The sequence below is a fragment of the Rossellomorea sp. H136 genome (genome assembly GCF_056838065.1).
This window is the reverse complement of record NZ_CM166371.1, coordinates 430,502-451,611: the sequence shown is the minus strand read 5'-3', so window position 1 is coordinate 451,611 and position 21,110 is coordinate 430,502. Positions and strand designations below refer to the sequence as shown.

Sequence of the window (21,110 nt, the reverse complement as noted above, 5' to 3'; positions counted from 1 at the left end):
AGCGTGAATTTTATCGTTACAGTTTCTAATTCACGATTGAATATTGTTTTAAATCCGTCACCGATTTACCATTTCCCCTTGCAAATGCCGTGATGCCTGTTCGTGCGATTTCTTTGATTCCGTATGGTCTTAACAGATCGATGATGGCTTCAATTTTGGATGTTTCGCCTGTTACCTGGACGGTTACGCTGTCCCTTGCCACATCAATGATGGCGGCTCTGAAAGGCTCTACGATTCCATTGATTTCAGATCGGGTCTGCCCTGTACTTAACACCTTGATGAGTGCCAGTTCCCTTGCTACTACGCCTTGATCCGTGATGTCGGAGACCTTGAGGACATCAATTTGTTTATGAAGCTGTTTTAAGAGCTGTTCAATTTTGCGATCGTCTTCTACATTGACGACAAACGTCATTCTCGAAATCCCTTCGACTTCTGTGTAGCCTACTGAAATGCTCTCAATGTTGAACTGACGCTTTGTAAACAATCCGGTCACCCGATTCAAGACACCGCTCCGGTTATGAACGAGAGCCGTTACAATCCGTTTCCTCATGGTTTCACTCCTAACATTTCGTGTAATCCCTTCCCTGGAGCTACCATCGGGTAGACATTTTCCTTCGGATTCACCCAGCAATCAATGAGTACCGGTTCATCACTTATTAATGCTTCTTTTAAAACAGAATCCACTTCTTCCTGGGTTTTCACCCGATATCCTTTGATTCCGTATGATTCAGCCAGCTTCACAAAATCAGGCTGGGTGGAGAACACCGATTGGGAGTATCTTTCTTCAAAGAATGTTTCCTGCCACTGTCTCACCATTCCAAGGGTACCGTTATTGAGAAGGACCACTTTCACAGGAAGGTTCAACTCTTTAAGGAGAACAAGTTCTTGGAGAGTCATCTGGAATCCCCCATCTCCTACAAAGGCGACCACCTTACTGTCTGAATTCGCTAACTGAGCTCCGATCGCAGCCGGAAATCCGAATCCCATCGTGCCAAGCCCTCCGGAAGTGACCCAATTATTCGGCTTTTTAAAGGAATAATACTGCGCCGCCCACATTTGATGCTGCCCAACGTCTGTTGTGACAACCGCTTCCCCGTTGGTCATTTCATACACCTGTTCGATGAGGCGTTGAGGTGACAGAACATCGTGGTCCTGGTTATACCAGAAAGGATATTCCCTTTTGTATGACTTGAGATGATGATGCCAGGCATCGAAATCAGGTTTCTCTACCTCATGTCGAAGGAGTTTTTCCAGTGCCTGTTTGGCATCGGCTACGATCGGGATCTGCGTTTTGACGTTCTTCCCGATTTCCGCCGGATCGATGTCTATATGGACCACCTTGGCCCGTGGTGCAAAGGTGGCGAGATTCCCTGTCAACCTGTCGTCAAATCGGGCACCGATATTGATGAGCAAGTCACATTCGTGGAGAGCCATATTGCTTGCATAACATCCATGCATCCCTGCCATTCCGAGAAACAACGGGTGATCTGCCGGAAATCCACCTAAACCTAAGAGAGTATGAATCACCGGGATGTCATATTGTTCTGCGAATATCTTCAGTTCCTCCGTTGCCTTTCCGTGAAGGACTCCTGCCCCGGCCAAGATGACCGGCTGCCTGGATACCTTGATGGCTTCCACCAGTTTCTTGATTTGAAGTGGATTGGGATAGAAGTTAGGCTGGTACCCCGGTAAGTCCATTTCCGCATCGAGTACCGGATAAGCTTGCTGCAAGGTCAAGTCTTTCGGAATGTCGACAAGTACTGGTCCAGGCCTGCCGGTTGATGCGATATGAAAGGCTTCCTTCACAATCCTCGGTAAGTCTTTAATATCACGCACCTGATAATTATGCTTGGTGATCGGCATCGTAATCCCGACAACGTCCGCTTCCTGAAAAGCATCGGTTCCGATGACCCCGGAAGCCACCTGCCCGGTAAAAATAACTAGAGGCAGTGAGTCCATCATGGCATCGGCAATCCCTGTCACTAAATTCGTTGCTCCCGGTCCTGACGTGGCAATGACCACACCAGGCCTACCTGATACACGGGCATACCCTTCTGCCGCATGGATTGCGCCTTGCTCATGACGAGCCAGAACGTGCTTGATCGGGGCTTTGTATAGAGCATCGTAAATCGGCAAGACCGCTCCTCCAGGGTACCCAAACAGAATTTCAACCTTTTCCTCCTTCAAAGCTTTCATGAGCATATCAGCACCGTTGACGTTTTCTGTTAGTGTCTGTGAAGCCGGTTCTGCCTCTACCTTCGCTCTCATTGCCTATCTCCTCCTTTTTTTAAAAGCGCAGGCGGCTTGGTCAGGCCCGACAAGCATAAGGTAAGGTCGCTGAAAAGGCGTTCTTTGCCTTTTTGGCGAGATTGACTTATGACCTCGAGCCTTTAGCCGCCAGAGCTAGATAAATTTGAATGCGCAGGCGGTGAACCACCTGAGCTTAATTCATCCACTTTCCCAAACAAAAAAGACCTTTCCACCCACTACGACAGAGTTCATCTTTCGCAGGGGCGAAAAGGTCTTCATCCTTTCCACGGTACCACCCTAATTCAGAGACAACGGATATCATCTCCCTTTGCAGACTGATCGGTTTCACCAGCCTTTGTTTTTGTAACGAGTATCATCTACTCGATCGCTCCTACTTTTAAAGGTTCAGAACGATACTCAGAGGGGATGTCGGTATTGGATGTATTACTGGTTTGCAGCACCACCAGCTCTCTGAAAATACGATTTCCAATCCTTTTACCTCTTCAACGCTTTTCTCTATTCTGTTTTCAAAATTCCACCTGTACTCGCTGATGTGACAAGTTTGGCATATCGTGCTAAATAACCTTTTCTGATCTTTGGAGGTGGCTGTACCCACTCCTTTTGCCTGAACTGAAGTTCTGTTTCTGAAACCATGAGGGAGATCGTTCGATTCGTGAGATCAATGAAGATGGGATCTCCATTTTCGACCACACCGATCGGTCCTCCTTCAGCCGCTTCCGGTGAGACATGACCGATTGAAATGCCCCGGGATGCACCTGAAAATCGACCGTCAGTCATGAGTGCGACTTTCTTTTCAAGGCCCCTTCCTGCAATGGCTGCCGTTGGTGCCAACATCTCCGGCATTCCCGGACCACCCTTTGGCCCTTCATAACGGATCACTACTACATGCCCTTCTTTCACTTCTCCACTTTCAATGCCGGCAAGTGCGTCGTCCTGAGATTCGTATACAATCGCTTCACCCATGAAGGTTTGAATGGACGGATCAACTGCTCCCACTTTGATGACCCCACCGTTTGGAGCGATATTCCCGAAGAGGACGGATAATCCCCCAACTGGACTGTGGGCGTTTTCCCTGCGACGGATGACATCGTCATTTTGAATATGAGCATCCTTCACATTTTCATATAGTGACTTTCCTGTAATGGTGATGCGATCTTTGTGTACAGCTTCCATTTCACATAGCTCTTTAATGATGGCGCTGACCCCGCCTGCATTGTGAACATCCTGCATGGAGTAATCAGATGCCGGACTGATCTTGGATAAATACGGCACTCGTTCTGCCACTTTATTGATCCGGTTGATGTCGTAATCGATTTCTGCCTCATTGGCAATCGCCAATGTGTGGAGGACGGTATTGGTCGATCCCCCCATCGCCATATCTAAGGCGAATGCATCATCGATGGTATCTTCCGTTATGATGTCTCTTGGTTTAATGTCCTTCTTCACCATTTCTACTAGATATTTCGCTGCGTCCTTGATCAATTGATGCCGCTCTTCTGATGTAGCTACAATGGTTCCATTTCCAGGAGGAGCCATCCCAAGCATTTCCATCAGAGAATTCATTGAGTTAGCCGTGAACATCCCCGAGCATGATCCGCATGTCGGACATGCATTGGCTTCAATATCGAGAAGCTGTTCCGCAGTCATCCTTCCTGACTGATGGGCACCGACCCCTTCGAAAACGGATACGAGTGATAAAGGCTTCCCTTCGCTTGAAACCCCCGCTTCCATCGGGCCTCCCGATACAAAGACGGAAGGGACATTCGTCCGGACTGCCGACATGAGCATTCCCGGTGTGATCTTGTCACAGTTCGGAATGTAGAACACTCCGTCGAACCAGTGAGCGTTGATGACGGTTTCTGCTGAGTCGGCAATCAGTTCCCGACTTGGCAATGAGTACCTCATCCCGATATGTCCCATGGCGATTCCATCATCCACACCGATTGTGTTGAATTCGAATGGAATCCCGCCGGCTTCCCGGATCGCTTCTTTCACCACTTGGGCAAATCCGTTTAAATGCATATGACCGGGAATGATGTCGATGTAAGAATTGCACACCCCGATAAATGGTTTTTCCATGTCTTCGAGCTTGACTCCCGTTGCATATAGTAAACTGCGGTGGGGAGCCCGGTCGATTCCTTTCTTGATCATGTCACTTCGCACGTCATCACCTCCAACTTAGCCAACTTGAGCATTCTGTTTGTAAACTTTTCTTCCATCCTGCGTGACAGTGTTTCTAAACTCCTGCAATAATTTGGTTGTATACTTTCCTGGTTTTCCTTCACCGATTACACGGCCATCAACCTTTACAACGGCAATGACTTCTGCGGCTGTCCCTGTTAAGAACACTTCATCCGCTGTATACACATCATGACGGGTGAAGACTTCTTCCTTTATCTCGAATCCTAATTTACCGGCGATCTCGATGATGGCATTACGTGTGATCCCTTCAAGGGCCCCTACATATCCGGGAGGAGTAAGGATCCTTCCTTTTTTGACAATGAAGATATTGTCTGCGGATCCTTCCGCTACATATCCTTGATCGTTCAACATTAATGCTTCACTTACACCAGCGAGGTTCGCTTCGATTTTAACGAGAATGTTATTTAAGTAGTTTAAGGATTTAACCTTTGGCGAAAGAACATCTGCACGATTTCGGCGGCTGGCCACTGTAACGATATCGATGCCCGTTTCGTATAAGCTTTTAGGGAATAGGGCTAATTGTTCTGCAATGACAATGATTTGTGGCTTCCTACAAGTAAATGGATCCAATCCCAGGTTTCCAACACCTCTAGAAATGACCACTCGTATGTAGGCATTCTCGAGTTGATTTTTTTTCAATGTATCAACGATAATGTCACACATCTCTTGTTTCGACACTTCGATATGCAACATGATGGATTTTGCTGAGTCATAAAGGCGATCAACATGCTCTTCCAGACGGAACACGTTTCCATCATACATTCGAATCCCTTCGAACACTCCATCTCCATATAGAAAACCATGGTCGTACACAGATACAACTGCGTCTTCCTTCTTCACGTATTGCCCGTCTAAGTAGATCCATTGTTCGTTCATGTTAATCATTCCTTTCCTGGTTAAAATTTATTTGATTATTCAGAAATTTATTTTTGCAACGAAAGTCCGTTGACTTGGAGCACATTCGAACAGCCTGCTTGATTCGGTATCCCTGCTGTTTTCTGCTGGCTCAGATTTTTTTATTGAGGACAATATTACTCCCGTTTCCCGGTAAGGTCAACAGGCTTTTTGTAAATTATTTGACTATTTAGATTAATCTGATTATAAGTAAACGCTTACATCTTTGTCCTTATACAGTTTGTCGTGAGAAAAAAAATTTTAGATTTTTTTATTTAGTGGGGTGAATGACGCTTCAGATCCGATGAGGAGCCCTTTTAAAAATTTTTCGACAAAGTCTTATGGGAATGGGGGTTGAGGGGAGTTTAGACCTGTGTGTATCTGACCGATTTATTCTCACTGTTTATTTATAATTGAGAATTCATTTTTCTGTTAAATAGTAGGAATGAATTTTTATTCACCTGGTAAGACAATCATCAATAAGTAATGAATTCAACACAAAACCTTTTATCCCCATAATCCGTAATGCCTTTCAAACTAGAATTTAATTTCATTTTTTCTACAATGATGAATAATCTTTCGTAAATTAATATATTTTCCCAAAAAGTAGTCGCCACTTTTTTAAACTCTATATAAATAAAAAAGAATCAATCCAAGTAACCAAACGGCCTTTGGATTGATTCTTCCTTTACACCCATGTAAACATATAATTCGGATCTTCGACATCCTTTGCTTTTTTAACGATCTTCAACGGTTTGAAAGTATCGATCATTACGGCGAGCTCCAGTGTTTCTTTTTTCCCGATACTGGCTTCTGTCGTTCCTGGATGAGGACCGTGTGGAATCCCGCTCGGATGGAGGGTAATCGATCCTTCTTTGATTCCCTTTCTGCTCATGAAGTTTCCTTCCACATAGTACAGCAGCTCATCACTGTTCACGTTGCTGTGATTATAAGGAGCCGGAATCGATTCCGGGTGATAGTCGTATAATCTTGGAACAAATGAGCAAACAACGAAGTTATGCCCTTCAAACGTTTGATGAACAGGAGGCGGCTGATGCACGCGTCCTGTAATCGGCTCAAAATCCTCAATGTTAAAGACCCAAGGATACAAGTAACCATCCCATCCGACTACGTCCAATGGATGGTGATTTAGAACATGGGAATGAAGCGCTCCTCTTGATTTGGTGATCACTTCGAATTCGCCCTCTTCATCCATGGTTGCAAGCTTCTCAGGTCCCCGCAGATCCCGTTCACAAAACGGACTGTGCTCCAGTAACTGTCCGTACTCATTGCGATAACGGCGAGGTGTGGTAATCTGACTGAAGGACTCGACGATCAGCATCTTCGTCTCTTCTTCAGGAACGACACGGTAGATGGTCCCAATCGGAATCACCACATAATCCCCTTTTCCATAGGTGATCGTTCCGAACATCGTCTCTACCTTTCCTTTACCGAAATGGATATAAAGCATTTCATCCCCGTCACCATTCCGGTAAAAGCTTTTCATCTCTTCTGTGACATAGGCTGTTCCAATCAATAGATCCGAATTACCAAGTAAATACTCACGGCTCTTTAAGGCACAGCCTTTCTTCCCGACTCTGTCTGTAAAGAAATGTCGATGACGAAGAGCACCCTCTTCCTCAAACTCCGGCATATAACTCCCTAAATACTCTGTTTTCGCCACAGCCGTCGGCAAATGATGATGATACAGGATCGACTGTGTTCCCGAGAACCCCTTCGTCCCCATGACCTGCTCTCTGTAAAGCGTGCCATCGTCCTTCTTAAACATGGTGTGACGTTTGTGAGGTATTTTCCCCAGTTGACGATAATACATGGTTTTCCTCCTCTCTTCTGCTTACAATTGTATTACGCAGAACCCCTAATCCTGTAATCTCTAATTCCACTACGTCCCCAGGCTTCAACCATGGATGCGTCTCAGCACCCAGCTCTAAAATGCATCCCGTTCCTACAGTTCCGGATCCAATCACTTCGCCAGGATACAGGGTGACATCTTTCGAGGCGCGCTCGATCATGTCTGCAAATGTATAATGAATATCCTGATAATTCCCCTCGGATAATAGTTTCCCATTCACTTTTGCCGTCATAGGAAGATCAAAACGGTTTCCCTTGCGATAGGTTTCCAGTTCATCCTTCGTCACTAAATAAGGACCGAAAGAAGTTGCAAAATCTTTTCCTTTTGCGGGACCAAGTCCGACTTTCATCTCATGCTTCTGGATGTCTCTTGCACTCCAGTCATTCATGATGAAATAGCCGTAAATATAGTCTTCTGCGTTTTCTTTTGAAATGTTGGTTCCTTCTGTACCGATCACGCAGGCGATTTCCAATTCATAATCGAACCACTCGCATCCAGCAGGTTTCGCGATGTAATCGAGAGGACCTTTCACAGCTAAGTGATTGGTGAAATAAAAGACGGGGATGTCATACCATTCCGGCACCACATCGAGTCCCCTTCGTTTACGGGCCGTTTTCACGTGCTCTTCAAATGCATAGAAATCCCGGATGCTGACTGGCCTTGGAATCGGCGACTTCAAGGTGACATCATCTAATGAATGCACTCCCTTGTCTTTTTCCGAGAAGGTACCGAGCTCCTTCATCCTTTTCGTGCCTTCTTCTCCAAGATCGATGATGGATAACATGTCTTTAGGGAGTGAGCCGCCACTTACAGCATGGATGTCCACGACTAGTTCATCCTGAACGATCCCCGCCTTTACTTCTCCTTCTTTTAAAAAACTAACCAGCTTCACGTGTCATCACCTTTTTCGAATCAATTCAAATGAATCGGATAATGGTTTGGTGTACATTTGACCGGCAAGTCTTCCCACCGGTTTGAGTTTCTCTGAATCTATTTTTCCATCGTAATAAAGTTCATCATTGATCCTCACACATTCTACCTTCCCGATGACAAGACTCCCTGCCCCAGGATGATCGCCGAAGTGAAGTACTTCATGAAGAACGCATTCCAATTGCACCTTGCTTTCAGATACTCCTGGAGGCTTTACCGTAATGGACTCCTTCTTCGTCAGCCCGACCTGCTCAAATTCATCAACGCCAGGTTCAAATTCAATGGCACAGTTATTCATATCCTCCACAAACTCTTCACTTACGATATTGATGACGAATTCCTTCGTTTTCTCGATATTTCGGAGGGTATCCTTTTTGCTGCCATCCTTTCCTCTTCTCATGGGGGAGAAGCAGACGAGCATAGGTTCTGCAGAAATCGCCGTAAAGAAGCTGTAAGGCGCAAGGTTCGCAATCCCATCTTCATCAAGGGATGAAACAAAGGCAATCGGCCGGGGCAAAATCGAGCCGATCATCAGTTTATAAGCAGACTGCCACTCAAGCGTCTGGGGTTTGATATCCATTTAGTTCACCCCTTCGTTTTGAAAAATGTCTTCCAGTGCTCCAACGAATCTCTTGTTATCGTCCTGTGTTCCAATCGTGACACGAACCGTGGTCGGATATCCGAGAAGAGTTCCTGAACGGACAACGAGCCCCCGTTTCACAAGTTCATATGAGACCGTGTCACCATTCATTCCCGTGTCCACCATGATAAAGTTCGATTGAGACGGGAAATAGGATATCCCCAGACGATCAAATTCACTTTCCAAATAAAGACGACCCTGCTCGTTCTTATGGGTACACTCCCTAATGAACACTTGATCTTCCAGGGCAATGATCGCTGACTTCTGGGCAACGGTATTCACATTGAAGACATCTTTCACTTTACGGAGCTGTTCTGCAATCTCCTCATTCATGACCCCGAAACCGACTCTTAGTCCTGCCAGGCCATATATTTTCGAAAATGTTCTCAGAACGATCAGGTTTTCGAATGCTGAAAGAAGAGGCAGGGTTTCTAAATAATCATCAGTTGTAACGTATTCCATATAGGCTTCATCCACCACTACCAGGATATGTGAAGGAACTCTCTCGATAAAGTGCAGGAGTTCTTTCTTTCCGACAATGGTTCCTGTTGGGTTATTGGGATTACAGACAAAGATCAGCTTCGTTTTTGGAGTGATGTGGTCATGCATCCCCTGCAAGTCATGGGTACCGTTTACGAGTGGGACAATGACCGGTGTGCCTCCCTCTAGAAATACATTGGTTTGGTACCTGGGAAACGTAACATCGGCCATAATGGCTTCGTCGCCAGCGCTCAAATAGGCCCTCGTCAACAGCCGGATCACTTCATCCGAGCCATTCCCAAATACGATCTGTTCTTTCGGTACCCCTAAAAACGCTGAAACCTTATGACTTAGATCGACGGCAGCTCCGTCCGGATACAAAAACAGGTCGCTCCCATTTTCTTTAAACCACTGCTTCACTTTCGGGGAGCAGCCATATATATTTTCATTTTCTGATAGCTTTCTGATTGAAGAGAGACCATGCTCCTTCTGTAAGTCGCCAAGCGTCTTCCCCAGCACGTATGGAGCGATTTGTGTGACCGCTTCTCTTGTCTTGAACTTTAATGTCATACATGAATCCTCGCCTTCCTCATGGATGAAGGGGGTCGACTCACGTGTTAGCTTATCTTCTCGTTCAAATATGGTACCTGCAAACTGTACGATATTATTAGTAGAAGCAGCTAATCTCTTCATGAGTTAACCCCCTGACCGGTCCTTTGACCCCCGTTATATATGCTAATCTCTATCTATTTTTTATTTTATAGGTTTCCTCTGCGTTCTTGCTCGCGCTCGATGGACTCGAATAATGCTTTGAAGTTTCCTTCTCCGAACCCTCTTGCACCCTTGCGTTGAATCACTTCAATGAATAGGGTAGGACGATCAACGATTGGCTTTGTGAATATTTGAAGCAGGTAGCCTTCGTCATCACGGTCTACTAGAATATTCAACTCTTTGATCTTGGAGATCTCTTCATCGATTTCCCCTACACGCTCTGAAAGCATGTCGTAATAGGAGTCCGGAGTATTTAGGAATTCCACACCATTCTCTTTCAAGATGCCGACTGTCTTCACGATATCCTCGGTTAAGATGGCAATATGCTGCACCCCTGGACCACCGTAGAACTCAAGATATTCCTGAATTTGTGATTTGCGTTTCCCTTCAGCAGGCTCATTGATCGGGAATTTAATACGACCGCCGTTATGCATAACCTTGGACATAAGGGCTGAGTATTCAGTTGTAATGTCTTCATTTGTGAAGTGGCGCATTTCCTTGAAGCCCATCACTTTTTCATAGTACTCTACCCACTCTTCCATGCTCTCCACATTACCAACTACGTGATCCACAGCGATGATACCGGCATCTTCATGTTTAAGAGCGGAATCATATTTCTCAAAACCTGGCATGAAGATCCCTTTATAATCTTTACGCTCCACAAGGGTATGGATCGTATCCCCGTATGTACCAATGATGGCTTTTTTTAATTTTCCATTATCATCCTCGAGCGTCGAAGGTGGCATGATTTCAATCGCACCGCGGGATACCGCTCCAGTGTAAGCCTTTTCAACATCATCCACCACAAGGGCGATATCTTTAATGCCGTCTCCGTGATGCTTCACGAATTGGGACACTCGGCTTCCTTCGTGCAAGCTTCCCGTTATAACCAATCGGACTTTGTTTTGTTGCAGTACATAGGATACTGTGTCACGATTTCCTGTTTCGAGACCTGAATAGGCTACGGTCTTAAAACCGAATGCTGTACAGAAGAAGTGGGCAGCCTGCTTCGCATTACCCGTATAGTACTCTAAAAAATCAACATCTCTTACCGGGAAGACATCTTCTACTTTAACCTGCTTTTTTGCTACATTTTCTTGCATCCTAATCCCTCCATTGAATGTTATTATATTCTGAATATTATACTAAATAGTTTCTTAGAACTTCTCAAGAGCGGCAGGTAAAGCTTAAACGCTTCTCTGTGTAAAAGCGTGTTCCTCACTTTACCTGGCTAGCTCCTCTTTTCGGGGAGGCATGTGCACGGCGTCTCCCTTTAATCCTTCGACTGCTTCAAGTAAACTTTCACTCATACTTGGGTGGTGATAAAGTGAAAAGCGAAAGTCCTCATCTCTCGCTGCCATCTCAAGGCCGAGCACACCTGATGTGATTAGCTCGGCTGCTCCCATTCCCATCATATGAATACCAAGGATCATATCCGTTTCACTGTCTGACACGACTTTCACGAATCCATCCTTTCCCTCTGTGAGCTGAGCGTACCCATTTCCTCTGACAGGGTTCTCACTCACTGTAACCGAATAACCTTCCGCACGTGCTTCCTCTTCGGTAAGGCCCGCACACGCAATCGGAGGACTCATCTGCACCACCGTCGGCATAAACTGCAGATCTACTTCCACCTGTAGCCCAGACATCGCCTCGGCCGCCGCCTTCCCCTGTTTAATCGCTTTGACTGCGAGGGACGGACCTTCCGTGACATCCCCTATCGCCCATATATGCGGAATGGAGGTCCGTCCCTCCCGATCTGTTTGGATATAATCATCCTCGGTTAATTCAACACGGAGACGGTCGAGGCCGAGGTCTGATAGGTTCGGCTTAACTTTTCCACTCATGACAAAGTGAGAGCCTTCGATGGAGACCATTTCACCGTTTGCTTTGTTGAGTCCTACTATAACCTTTTCTTCTGTGTCACTCACAGTTTTTATGGTAGAGCTCTTGATAACATTGATTTTCAGCTTTTTTAACTGCCTGAACAACTCTTTTGAGATCGAAGAGTCAAATAGAAGTTCTTCATTCAAGATTAGAGTGACAAGGCTTCCCAAGGTGGAGAAAACAGACGCGATCTCCAGTGAAATATAATCGGCACCATACACAATCAGTTCTTCAGGGATTTCCTCCAGCTCAAATATCTGTCTTTCCTTCAGCACACGGTTAGCGTTATAATCGATTCCATCCGGATAGTGTAAATCTCCACCTGTTGCCACTATCGCATCTTTGAAATTGAATAGGGAAAATTCATGTCCTTCTTCAACCCCAATGCGGGATTCTGATAGAAAAGAAGCCGATCCTCTAACGATCTCAACCTTATTTGCTTTGCACAGTGATTCTACCCCTGATCGGAGCTGGGTGATTTTTTTCTTTTTAAAGTGTTGAAGAGAAGAAAGGTTCGCTACCACTTCCCCAAACTCCATCCCCATTTCCTTCAGGTGCTTCGTCTTTTTAAATTCCTGGGCAAAATGGGTGAATACCTTCGACGGGATGCAGCCTTTATTTAAACAGGTCCCGCCTATATCCTCCCGTTCGATCAACGTCACCTGTCTACCGAGACCCGCGGCTCTGATGGCTGCGTGGTAGCCCCCAGGACCTCCTCCGATGACGACAATGTCTTTATCTTCTGTTATCTCTCCCACTACCATTTATATCAACTCCATTAGCATGGATTGAGGTTCTTCAATCAGATCCCGTAATCGGTTCGTAAATTTCACGGCTGTCCCGCCATCTGCCACTCTATGATCAAAGGACATTGAAACATTCATCATGGAACGGACGACTATTTCATCCTTTTCATTCACCATCGGACGCTTCTTCGTTTTATGGAAGGCGACGAGGGCTACTTCCGGTTCATTAATGATCGGGGTGGCTCCGATCGATCCGTTCAGCGGTCCTACGTTACTGACCGTGAAGGTTCCTCCTTTGATATCCTTCATCGCTAACTTGCCTTCCTGTGCTTTAACGGTCAGTTCCTTCATTTCGACGTTAATATCCTTCATGCTTTTCCGTTCAACCTCTTTGATGACAGGGACAATCAGTCCTTCGTCTGTATCTACAGCGATTCCAATATTGTGATGGGACTGAAGCTCGACACACTCCTCCTGTTCATTGAGACGGGCATTGAAGATCGGAAACTCTTTTAAACAGACAGAAATGACTTTGATAAAAAAGGCTCCCACAGAAATGGACCCGCCGCTTGCTTTCATAGTATCTTTCCAGGATAGTAGATTCGTAACGTCGATTTCTTCAAAATGGGTACAGTGCGGGATGGTTCTCAGTGACTGTGACATTTTGGAAGCGATCTGTTTTCTCCTGCCACGGAAAGGAATAGTTTTAGCATCAGGTTCTGTCGGTGCCGCAGGAGTAACAGGTTCAGGTTCTTCCACCTTCACGGGTGCTGATTGACTTCCTCCATTCATATAAAGGAAAATATCTTCATCGTGGATTCTACCACCAGCTCCGGAACCAACCACTTCTTCTATGTTGATACCATTCTCCCTTGCTATTTTCCTCGTATACGGGGATGCGAGGATCCTTCTCTTCTTCAATACATGGGTCGTTTCCGGCACAACTCGCCGGCTCACTGACTGATTACCTTGTTCTTTTTCCATCAATAAAACCGTGGACCCGACTGGAATCGTCTCCCCTTCACTAACGGTAAACTCCTTGATCACACCTGAAAATGGTGCCGGGATCTCTGCCATCATTTTATCTGTTTGTACCTCTACCAGTGGTTGATCCGCTCGCACGACATCCCCCACTTTTACAAGAAAGTGATTGATATTGGCTTCGGTCATGCCTTCTCCAATATCATGAAGCTTAACTTCCATGAACTCCCTCCTTGTCTAATAGCGGGCTACCTTTTCCACTGCAGCCAGCACACGTTTACTGTCAGGCAAATAGAAATCTTCAAATCCAAAATATGGGACAGGTGTATCGAATCCTGTTACCCTTTCAGTCGGCGCTTTCTGATATAAAAAAGATTTGTCATTGATGATGGCCAGCACGTCATTTCCAACTCCACCAGTGGCATGTGCTTCATGGACAACCACGGTTCTCCCCGTTTTCTGAACTGAGCTTGAAATGAGATCCTTATCCAGGGGATAAAGTGTTCTAAGATCGAGTACCTCACAGGAAATACCTTTATCAGCGGCTTCCTTGGCTGCATCCTCTGCAACCTTCACCATCGCTCCCCATGCAATGATCGTGACATCCTCACCCTCTGTGACCACCTTACCTTTACCGATTTCCACGGTGTACTTCTCTTCAGGAACTTCTTCCCTGGAAGATCGGTAACATCGCATAGGCTCTAGGAATAGAACGGGATCAGGGTCCTCGATGGCTGCAATCAGAAGTCCCTTTGCATCATATGGTGTTGCGGGACAAACAACCTTGATTCCCGGCATATGAGTGAAAAGTGCTTCGGTGCTATCGGAATGAATCTCTGGGGCTCTTACACCAGCCCCATACGGAGCCCTGATGACCAAAGGACAAGTAAAATGCCCAAGGGTACGAGCGCGTATTCTGGATGCATGCGTCATGATCTGCTCGTATGCCGGGTAGATGAATCCTAAAAATTGGACCTCCGCTACCGGACGATATCCGTTCAACCCCATCCCGATTGCCGCTCCAATAAAGCCGGCTTCACTTAAGGGTGTATCAAGAACCCGGTCTTCACCGAATTCCTGTTGAAGACCGTCCGTCGCCCTGAATACTCCTCCATTCGTTCCGATATCCTCACCCATCAACAGAACATCTTCGCTTTCCTGAAGCATAACTCTCATAGCATCCGTGATGGCTTGAACCATCGTCAACGTCTTCATTTTCGTTAAGGTGCTCATTCTACTCACCTCTCAATCGCTCAAGGAGCTTTTCTTTTTGTTCCTGGATAGTCCAGGTCGGTGTCGCAAACACATAATCAAAGATCACACTGGGATCAGCTGCCGGATATGCTTCCAGTTCCTCGACAGCAAGGTCTACTTCCTTCGCACATTCCTTTTGTACAGAGGTCATCCAGTCTTCGTCAATCCAGCCTCGATGCCTCATGAATTTTGTTAACCGGTCAACGGGGTCATTATCCTTTCGTCGGGACTCACTTTCCTGTTGATCACGATACTTCGTTGGATCATCCGCGGTTGTATGGGCACCGTATCTCCAGGTCACGGACTCGATCAAGGTAGGTCCGTCCCCGTTTCGTGCTCTCTCCAACGCCTTCACCGTTTCAAAATAAACAGCAAAAATATCATTGCCGTCGATGCGTACGCTTGGAATGTCATAGGCAAGTGATTTCTGGGCAATGGTTTTTGTTTTCATTTGCTTGTGCATGGGAACGGAGATGGCGTAATGATTGTTTTGATTGAAAAAGACGACCGGTGCCTCCCAGACGCTTGCCAGGTTCAATCCTTCATGAAAGTCGCCTTCAGAAGTGGCGCCATCACCAAAATATACAATGGCAGCATTCCCGGTCCCTTTTCTTTTCTCGGCGAAAGCAGCCCCTACCGCATGTGGAAGCTGTGTCGCGATTGGAATTCCAGGAGTGAAAATATTCTTTCCTTCCGGAGGCACGCATCCTTCATTTCTCCCCTTCCAGAATAGGAGGATATGAAGCAGGGAATGACCGAATGTCATGGTAGCCCCATGATCCCGATAGGACGGGAATAACCAGTCTTTGTCCTGGAGGGCAAGTGCGCTTCCCACCTGGGATGCCTCCTGTCCTTCAAATGGTGCATACGTTCCGATTCGCCCCTGTCGTTGGAGGCTCACTGCTTTCTTATCAAATGTACGGATCCTGATTAAATGCCGATAAAATGTCCGGGCTAAATCTTCTGAAATGTCCTTTTCACACTCACCTTGGACAAGTTCTCCTTGTTGATCCATGACCTGGACCAATTGAAATTCCTTGATCATTTCGTCACCTCTTCTGGTGCTTTTTTATTGTTCCGATAAACTCCTGATTTGCTTTTTATGTCCTAACCGACCACTTCGGACGCTTCGCATGGGAGAAGAAGCTGTTCCTTCTTGTGCGGGCGTGGATTCTGTCCTCACAGAACCGGTTGGCTGCTTCGACTGTGGTCATGTGCTGGTTTTCTGATTGCAGATAAATATCCTGAAGGCTGTTATAGATGGCGCTTGTCTTTTGCAGGACACGTTCTTTATTTGGTTCGTATAATTCGTCAGCTACTTGAATCAATCCACCTGCATTGACGATGTAATCAGGTGCGTATAAGATCCCTTTTTCGTGAAGCTTCATTCCATGTGAAAGATCTAATAATTGGTTATTGGCAGAACCGACGACCGCCTTTACCCTCAGCTGATCTACCGTGTGATCATTAATAATCCCACCGATGGCACAAGGAATGAAGACATCTGCATCAACCGAGTAAATCTCATCTCCGGATACGACTTTAATGGCTGCTCCCATCCTGTTTGCCTTAGCTACTAACTGATCGATGGATTTCTGACTGATATCTGTTACATAGAGGTCTGCTCCCTCTTCCAGTAGACGCTCGGCTACTTTAAAGCCTACTTTTCCTAACCCTTGAATGGCATAGCTTTTTCCATGGAGGTCTTTTGAGCCCCATACGTTTTGGTTGGTTGCCTGTAAGCCATAGATCACGCCCATGGCAGTCGGGATGGATGAATCTCCACTTCCCCCGTATTCTTCATTGACTCCTACAATGCAATTCGTTTCTTTTAAGGCATGAACAAAGTCATCAGGAGTCGTTCCCATGTCTGTCCCTGTATAGAATCTTCCGTTCAGGGATTCAACAAATTGGCCGAAAGCACGGAACAACTCAGGGTGTTTGTCTTTTTCAGGATCTCCGATAATGACGGCTTTTCCTCCACCGAAGTCCACGTCGGCCGCTGCACATTTGTAGGTCATCCCTTTTGATAAACGTAAAACATCCTCAAGTGCTTCATCTACTGAGGTATAGGGTCTCATTCGACAGCCGCCAAGTGCAGGTCCAAGAGTGGTATTATGTATGGCGATGATGGCTTTCAGTCCTGTTTCTTCATCATTACAGAATACGACCTGTTCATGATTTTGTATTTTTTCGAACATATCCATTTCTCCGCCCCCTACAAGCTCTCTGTTTGTAACCGCTTCCATTTTCGTGAATACGTTAGACACTAAAGCTTCCTCCTTTTACTCTGCTATTGATGAAGTAGTCAAAACTTAGTTCTCTTTTATTCTTTCATTAATTTTCTCTTTAAGAAGTACAACTTGTTTGACCTCACCTTTCCCAATGAGTCTGTCATTCTCTTTATCTCTGACAGTCACTTTGGTCACGATGATGTTTCGTTCATATTTAATTACGCTCGCTTTAATTTCAAGAGAGGAACCGTTTTTTGCCGGAGCTATATGCTCGACGTTAACCTTGGCTCCCATTCCCTCTTCATGATCTTCCAAATAGGGTAGAATGATCTTTCTTGATGCCCATTCCATGTGGTAAACCATTGAGACGGTTGAATACACAGGGTGTACCACATCTCCTTCAAACTGGGCATACATGCTGGGGGTTACTTCTGTTCTGACGACGGCCGTATGTCCTTCTCCTAATCCAGACTTCATTGCTTTCCCCCTTTAAACCAACAAATTATATATTTTTATATAACGTTAATTCAACGATATAATAACATTTTGTTTTATAAATAGTCAATAAATTGTTAAAATTTAAAATATTATATTAATATAAGTTATGCAGAGGGACGGACCTATCGGCGCAGCCGAAGGTCCGTCCCTCCCTCAAAAGCGGAGGCGGCTTGGGCAGGCCCGACAAGCATAAGGCGAGACTACCGGAAAGGCGTTCTTTGCCTTTTTGGTGGTCTTGACTTATGACCTCGAGGGACTAGCCGCCGGAGCTAGACGACATCAAAAGCGGAGGCGGCTTGGGCAGGCCCGACAAGCATAAGGCGAGACTACCGGAAAGGCGTTCTTTGCCTTTTTGGTTACCTTGACTTATGACCTCGAGCCTCTTGTCGCCGGAGCTAGACGATTCCTTTTTCCAGAGAGGTAATCAAAATATTCTCAAAATAAAAAAGCAACGAAACAGGGTTCGTTGCTTTTGGTAGAAGGTTGTTTATTGTTTTTATTAACTTATGAAAGAAGTGCCCGGTCGCTGGCGAGTTTGCTTCCACGGATTCGCTGAAATTCGTGGAGAAGTCCTTCGACTGTGAGGTGTTTTTTCTCTTCTTCATTAACCTCTAATATAATCTGGCCATTATCCATCATGATCAATCGGTTGCCAAGATCCAGCGCCTGCTGCATATTATGGGTGACCATCAACGTGGTAAGATTATACTTTTCTACAATCTCTTTCGTCAAGTTCGTAATCAGATCCGCTCTGGCAGGATCCAATGCTGCCGTATGTTCATCCAGCAATAAGATGGACGGTTCGGTGAATGTGGCCATCAATAAAGAAAGAGCCTGTCTTTCCCCTCCTGATAGTAACCCGACCTTCGCATTCAATCGATTCTCAAGCCCGAGGTGAAGTGTTTCCAGTACTTCCTTAAAAAACACTTTCCGTTTTTTGGTCACACCCATTTTAAAGGTGCGTGTTCGATTTCTGGAATACGCCATGGCCAGGTTCTCTTCGATGGTCATAGTAGGTGCAGTGCCTGCCATGGGATCCTGGAACACGCGACCGATAAGCTTAGATCTTTTATACTCGGACACCTTAGAAACATCATGATCGTCAATCAGAACATTTCCCACATCAGGCAGGAGTACACCGGAAACGATATTCATCAATGTCGATTTCCCGGCTCCATTGCTTCCGATCACAGTGACGAAATCCCCAGGTTTTAAAGATAGCTGAATGTCATCAAGGGCGATTTTTTCATCTGGTGTCCCTTCATTAAATACTTTGTGGATTCTATTTAATTGTAACACCGCTCTCACCCTTTCCATCTGCGATTGAAGATCTGTCTAATCGTTCTGCCATTCGCTGCGCCTTTCGTTTCTTATCCTTGTAACGGTCCATCACTTTAGGCATGACAAGGGCAAGAATCACGATTGTCGCTGTGATAAGCTTCATATCCCCTGTTTCCAGGAAATCGACGCGAAGAGCCATGGATACGACTAATCGATAGATAATCGCCCCACCAATGACTGCGAGCGTCGTACGGGCGATCGTCTTAGTTCCAAACAATGCTTCACCGATGATAACCGAAGCAAGTCCGATGATAATCATCCCGATCCCCATTCCGACATCAGCAAATCTGCTATACTGGGCAATCAGTGCCCCCGACAGTGCTACCATACCATTCGATATTCCCAGACCCAGAATAATCATCAGGTTCGTATTAGCAGAGAAACTGCGGATCATTCGCTGATTATCTCCCGTCGCCCGTAATGCCAACCCGATTTCCGTTTTCAAGAAACCGTCAGTTAAAAACTTGATGACAAGCGTGATGATGATCATAATAAATAAAATGCTCCACGTTCCCGGTACAGGCTCCCCAAGCCCCACTCCCATCCACAATTTATTGAGTGCGGCATCGATCCCGAGGGGCGACCAAAATCCTTCCACCCCTGTAAAAGCAGTATCCTGACTTAATAATGGTACATTCGACCGCCCCATTATCCGGAGATTGATAGAATACAGGGCAATCATCATGAGAATCCCTGATAATAGGGCATTGATTTTTCCAAACGTGTGAAGTAGTCCGGTTATACATCCTGCAACAAATCCGATGACAATCGCTGTAATGGTTGCGATGACTGGATTTACGCCACTAACAATCATGGTGGCAGCGACAGCGGCTCCCGTAACGAAACTGCCGTCGACTGTTAAATCAGGAAAATCCAATATCCGAAAGGACAAGTAGACTCCGAGGGCCATAATAGCGTAAATGATTCCAGATTCAAAGGATGCGAATATTGCTGTTGGCACGAATCATCATCCTCTCTTATTTCTCTTCGTAAAACTCTCCTAAATCAGACCATGCATCCTGAACTTCTACACCTTGCTCTTCTGCAGCTTGCTTATTGATCATTAACTTAAAGTTCTTTGGATACTCAACATTGATTTCAGAAGTTTTCTTTTCACCTTTTAAAATTTTTGCAGCCATTAGGCCTGTTTCGTAACCAAGATCTTCATAGCTGAATCCACTAGCTGCTATCGCACCTTTTTTCATTGAATCCAGTTCACCCACAAATAGAGGGATATCTTTATCATTTGCTACACTGATGACAGATTCCAATGCAGATACAACGGTATTATCAGTAGGAATGTAAATGGCATCCACACGACCAACCAGGGATTCTGCCGCTTGTTTTACATCTGCTGACGTAGATACAGAAGCTTCAACTACCTTCGCTCCCTTTTCTTCAACAAGCTTCTTCACTTCCTCAGCCTGTACAACGGAGTTTTGTTCACCTGAATTATAGATAACTCCAATATTTTTCGCTTTCATTTCATCCGTAATAAATGAAATCGTTTTAGAAATCGCTTCAGGGTGTGTATCCGTCGTTCCAGTAATATTTTCACCTGGCTCTTCGAAAGATTTCACTAATTCAGCACCAACTGGATCGGTTACTGACGTAAAGACGATTGGAATTTCCTTTGTAGCATTTAATGCGTGCTGAGCACTTGGGGTTGAGTTTGCAAAGATGAGGTCGACACCATCACCAACGAAGTTCTTGGCGATCGTTTGTGAATTTGTAGGATCCCCTTGAGCAATTTGAACATCAAACTTTACATTCTTGCCTTCTTCAAGACCGTTTTCAGCCAAAGCCTTCTTAAAACCTTCAAATGCTGCATCTAAAGACGGATGTTCCACAATCTGGGTTACCCCGATCACATATTGCTTTTCACCATCTTCTCCACCTGAGCTTGTATCACTACCACAGCCCGCTAAAAACAGCATTCCCAGCATCATAGAGATGACAACAAGTAATAAACTCTTCTTCTTCACAGAAATCCCCCTTTTTCTCTTCCTGATATATGATCAGTAGTCTGGTAGACTAGCAAATCCAAGTATGATAAAAATCAACACCAACGTAAATACAACGTTATATTATCACTCCTGTCACAAAAT

Annotated in this window: 18 protein-coding genes and 1 other annotated feature; all 18 genes read right to left on the bottom strand. The window is 45.5% G+C overall.

Annotation, left to right across the window (positions count from 1 at the left end):
- Positions 1-25: 25 nt before the first annotated feature.
- Positions 26-550: an acetolactate synthase small subunit gene (gene ilvN, locus ACYH0O_RS02340; RefSeq protein ID WP_044339131.1), complete on the bottom strand. Its 525-nt coding sequence runs from the start codon at positions 548-550 to the stop codon at positions 26-28.
- Positions 547-2,268, bottom strand: coding sequence for an acetolactate synthase large subunit (gene ilvB / locus ACYH0O_RS02335; RefSeq protein ID WP_482630966.1), 1,722 nt, complete (start codon positions 2,266-2,268; stop codon positions 547-549). The genes ilvN and ilvB overlap by 4 nt, the downstream gene beginning before the upstream one ends.
- Positions 2,269-2,506: 238 nt before the next feature.
- Positions 2,507-2,766 (bottom strand) — a binding site (T-box leader).
- Positions 2,767-4,434 carry a dihydroxy-acid dehydratase gene (ilvD, locus tag ACYH0O_RS02330; RefSeq protein WP_482630965.1) on the bottom strand — a complete coding sequence of 556 codons (1,668 nt, stop codon included), beginning with the start codon at positions 4,432-4,434 and terminating at the stop codon, positions 2,767-2,769.
- A 15-nt stretch (positions 4,435-4,449) separates the two neighbouring features.
- Positions 4,450-5,349: a branched-chain-amino-acid transaminase gene (ilvE, locus tag ACYH0O_RS02325; RefSeq protein WP_482630964.1), complete on the bottom strand. Its 900-nt coding sequence runs from the start codon at positions 5,347-5,349 to the stop codon at positions 4,450-4,452.
- Positions 5,350-6,055: 706 nt separating this feature from the next.
- The gene (locus ACYH0O_RS02320) at positions 6,056-7,201 is read right to left on the bottom strand and encodes a homogentisate 1,2-dioxygenase (RefSeq protein WP_482630963.1); all 1,146 of its coding nucleotides are present in this window, start codon (positions 7,199-7,201) and stop codon (positions 6,056-6,058) included.
- Entirely contained in the window at positions 7,149-8,132 is a 984-nt protein-coding gene (locus ACYH0O_RS02315) for a fumarylacetoacetate hydrolase family protein (protein ID WP_482630962.1), read from the bottom strand. The genes ACYH0O_RS02320 and ACYH0O_RS02315 overlap by 53 nt, the downstream gene beginning before the upstream one ends.
- 6 nt (positions 8,133-8,138) lie before the next feature.
- Complete coding sequence (locus ACYH0O_RS02310; RefSeq protein ID WP_482630961.1) at positions 8,139-8,750, bottom strand: flavin reductase family protein; 612 nt, start codon at positions 8,748-8,750, stop codon at positions 8,139-8,141.
- Positions 8,751-9,983, bottom strand: a complete 1,233-nt coding sequence (gene hisC / locus ACYH0O_RS02305; RefSeq protein WP_482630960.1) for a histidinol-phosphate transaminase — start codon at positions 9,981-9,983, stop codon at positions 8,751-8,753.
- 65 nt (positions 9,984-10,048) lie between these two features.
- Positions 10,049-11,164: a 4-hydroxyphenylpyruvate dioxygenase gene (gene hppD, locus ACYH0O_RS02300; protein WP_482630959.1), complete on the bottom strand. Its 1,116-nt coding sequence runs from the start codon at positions 11,162-11,164 to the stop codon at positions 10,049-10,051.
- 120 nt (positions 11,165-11,284) lie between these two features.
- On the bottom strand, positions 11,285-12,712 hold the full coding sequence (gene lpdA / locus ACYH0O_RS02295) for a dihydrolipoyl dehydrogenase (protein ID WP_482630958.1): 1,428 nt from the start codon (positions 12,710-12,712) through the stop codon (positions 11,285-11,287).
- Positions 12,713-13,897, bottom strand: coding sequence for a dihydrolipoamide acetyltransferase family protein (locus tag ACYH0O_RS02290; protein WP_482630957.1), 1,185 nt, complete (start codon positions 13,895-13,897; stop codon positions 12,713-12,715).
- A gap of 15 nt (positions 13,898-13,912) precedes the next feature.
- The gene (locus ACYH0O_RS02285) at positions 13,913-14,908 is read right to left on the bottom strand and encodes an alpha-ketoacid dehydrogenase subunit beta (RefSeq protein ID WP_149154467.1); all 996 of its coding nucleotides are present in this window, start codon (positions 14,906-14,908) and stop codon (positions 13,913-13,915) included.
- Between the two features lies 1 nt (position 14,909).
- Positions 14,910-15,974 (bottom strand): pyruvate dehydrogenase (acetyl-transferring) E1 component subunit alpha, encoded by a 1,065-nt coding sequence (gene pdhA, locus ACYH0O_RS02280; protein ID WP_482630956.1) that lies wholly within the window; start codon positions 15,972-15,974, stop codon positions 14,910-14,912.
- 55 nt (positions 15,975-16,029) lie between these two features.
- Entirely contained in the window at positions 16,030-17,136 is a 1,107-nt protein-coding gene (locus ACYH0O_RS02275; RefSeq protein WP_426891193.1) for a Leu/Phe/Val dehydrogenase, read from the bottom strand.
- Positions 17,137-17,244: 108 nt separating this feature from the next.
- Positions 17,245-17,640 carry a thioesterase family protein gene (locus ACYH0O_RS02270; RefSeq protein ID WP_482630955.1) on the bottom strand — a complete coding sequence of 132 codons (396 nt, stop codon included), beginning with the start codon at positions 17,638-17,640 and terminating at the stop codon, positions 17,245-17,247.
- 525 nt (positions 17,641-18,165) lie between these two features.
- Positions 18,166-18,960 (bottom strand): ABC transporter ATP-binding protein, encoded by a 795-nt coding sequence (locus ACYH0O_RS02265; protein WP_482630954.1) that lies wholly within the window; start codon positions 18,958-18,960, stop codon positions 18,166-18,168.
- Positions 18,944-19,963 (bottom strand): ABC transporter permease, encoded by a 1,020-nt coding sequence (locus ACYH0O_RS02260; RefSeq protein ID WP_482630953.1) that lies wholly within the window; start codon positions 19,961-19,963, stop codon positions 18,944-18,946. The genes ACYH0O_RS02265 and ACYH0O_RS02260 overlap by 17 nt, the downstream gene beginning before the upstream one ends.
- A gap of 16 nt (positions 19,964-19,979) precedes the next feature.
- Positions 19,980-20,951 carry an ABC transporter substrate-binding protein gene (locus ACYH0O_RS02255; RefSeq protein WP_482632483.1) on the bottom strand — a complete coding sequence of 324 codons (972 nt, stop codon included), beginning with the start codon at positions 20,949-20,951 and terminating at the stop codon, positions 19,980-19,982.
- Positions 20,952-21,110: the final 159 nt, after the last annotated feature.

Excerpts from the sequence above, each read along its gene's own strand:
- ACYH0O_RS02320 (WP_482630963.1), bottom strand. The coding sequence starts at position 7,201 with ATGTATTATCGTCAACTGGGGAAAATACCTCACAAACGTCACACCATG.
- ACYH0O_RS02255 (WP_482632483.1), bottom strand. The coding sequence starts at position 20,951 with ATGATGCTGGGAATGCTGTTTTTAGCGGGCTGTGGTAGTGATACAAGC.
- hppD (WP_482630959.1), bottom strand. The coding sequence starts at position 11,164 with ATGCAAGAAAATGTAGCAAAAAAGCAGGTTAAAGTAGAAGATGTCTTC.
- ilvN (WP_044339131.1), bottom strand. The coding sequence starts at position 550 with ATGAGGAAACGGATTGTAACGGCTCTCGTTCATAACCGGAGCGGTGTC.
- pdhA (WP_482630956.1), bottom strand. The coding sequence starts at position 15,974 with ATGATCAAGGAATTTCAATTGGTCCAGGTCATGGATCAACAAGGAGAA.
- ilvE (WP_482630964.1), bottom strand. The coding sequence starts at position 5,349 with ATGAACGAACAATGGATCTACTTAGACGGGCAATACGTGAAGAAGGAA.
- ACYH0O_RS02270 (WP_482630955.1), bottom strand. The coding sequence starts at position 17,640 with ATGAAGTCTGGATTAGGAGAAGGACATACGGCCGTCGTCAGAACAGAA.
- ilvB (WP_482630966.1), bottom strand. The coding sequence starts at position 2,268 with ATGAGAGCGAAGGTAGAGGCAGAACCGGCTTCACAGACACTAACAGAA.
- lpdA (WP_482630958.1), bottom strand. The coding sequence starts at position 12,712 with ATGGTAGTGGGAGAGATAACAGAAGATAAAGACATTGTCGTCATCGGA.
- ACYH0O_RS02290 (WP_482630957.1), bottom strand. The coding sequence starts at position 13,897 with ATGGAAGTTAAGCTTCATGATATTGGAGAAGGCATGACCGAAGCCAAT.
- ACYH0O_RS02275 (WP_426891193.1), bottom strand. The coding sequence starts at position 17,136 with ATGGATATGTTCGAAAAAATACAAAATCATGAACAGGTCGTATTCTGT.
- ACYH0O_RS02285 (WP_149154467.1), bottom strand. The coding sequence starts at position 14,908 with ATGAGCACCTTAACGAAAATGAAGACGTTGACGATGGTTCAAGCCATC.
- ACYH0O_RS02310 (WP_482630961.1), bottom strand. The coding sequence starts at position 8,750 with ATGGATATCAAACCCCAGACGCTTGAGTGGCAGTCTGCTTATAAACTG.
- hisC (WP_482630960.1), bottom strand. The coding sequence starts at position 9,983 with ATGAAGAGATTAGCTGCTTCTACTAATAATATCGTACAGTTTGCAGGT.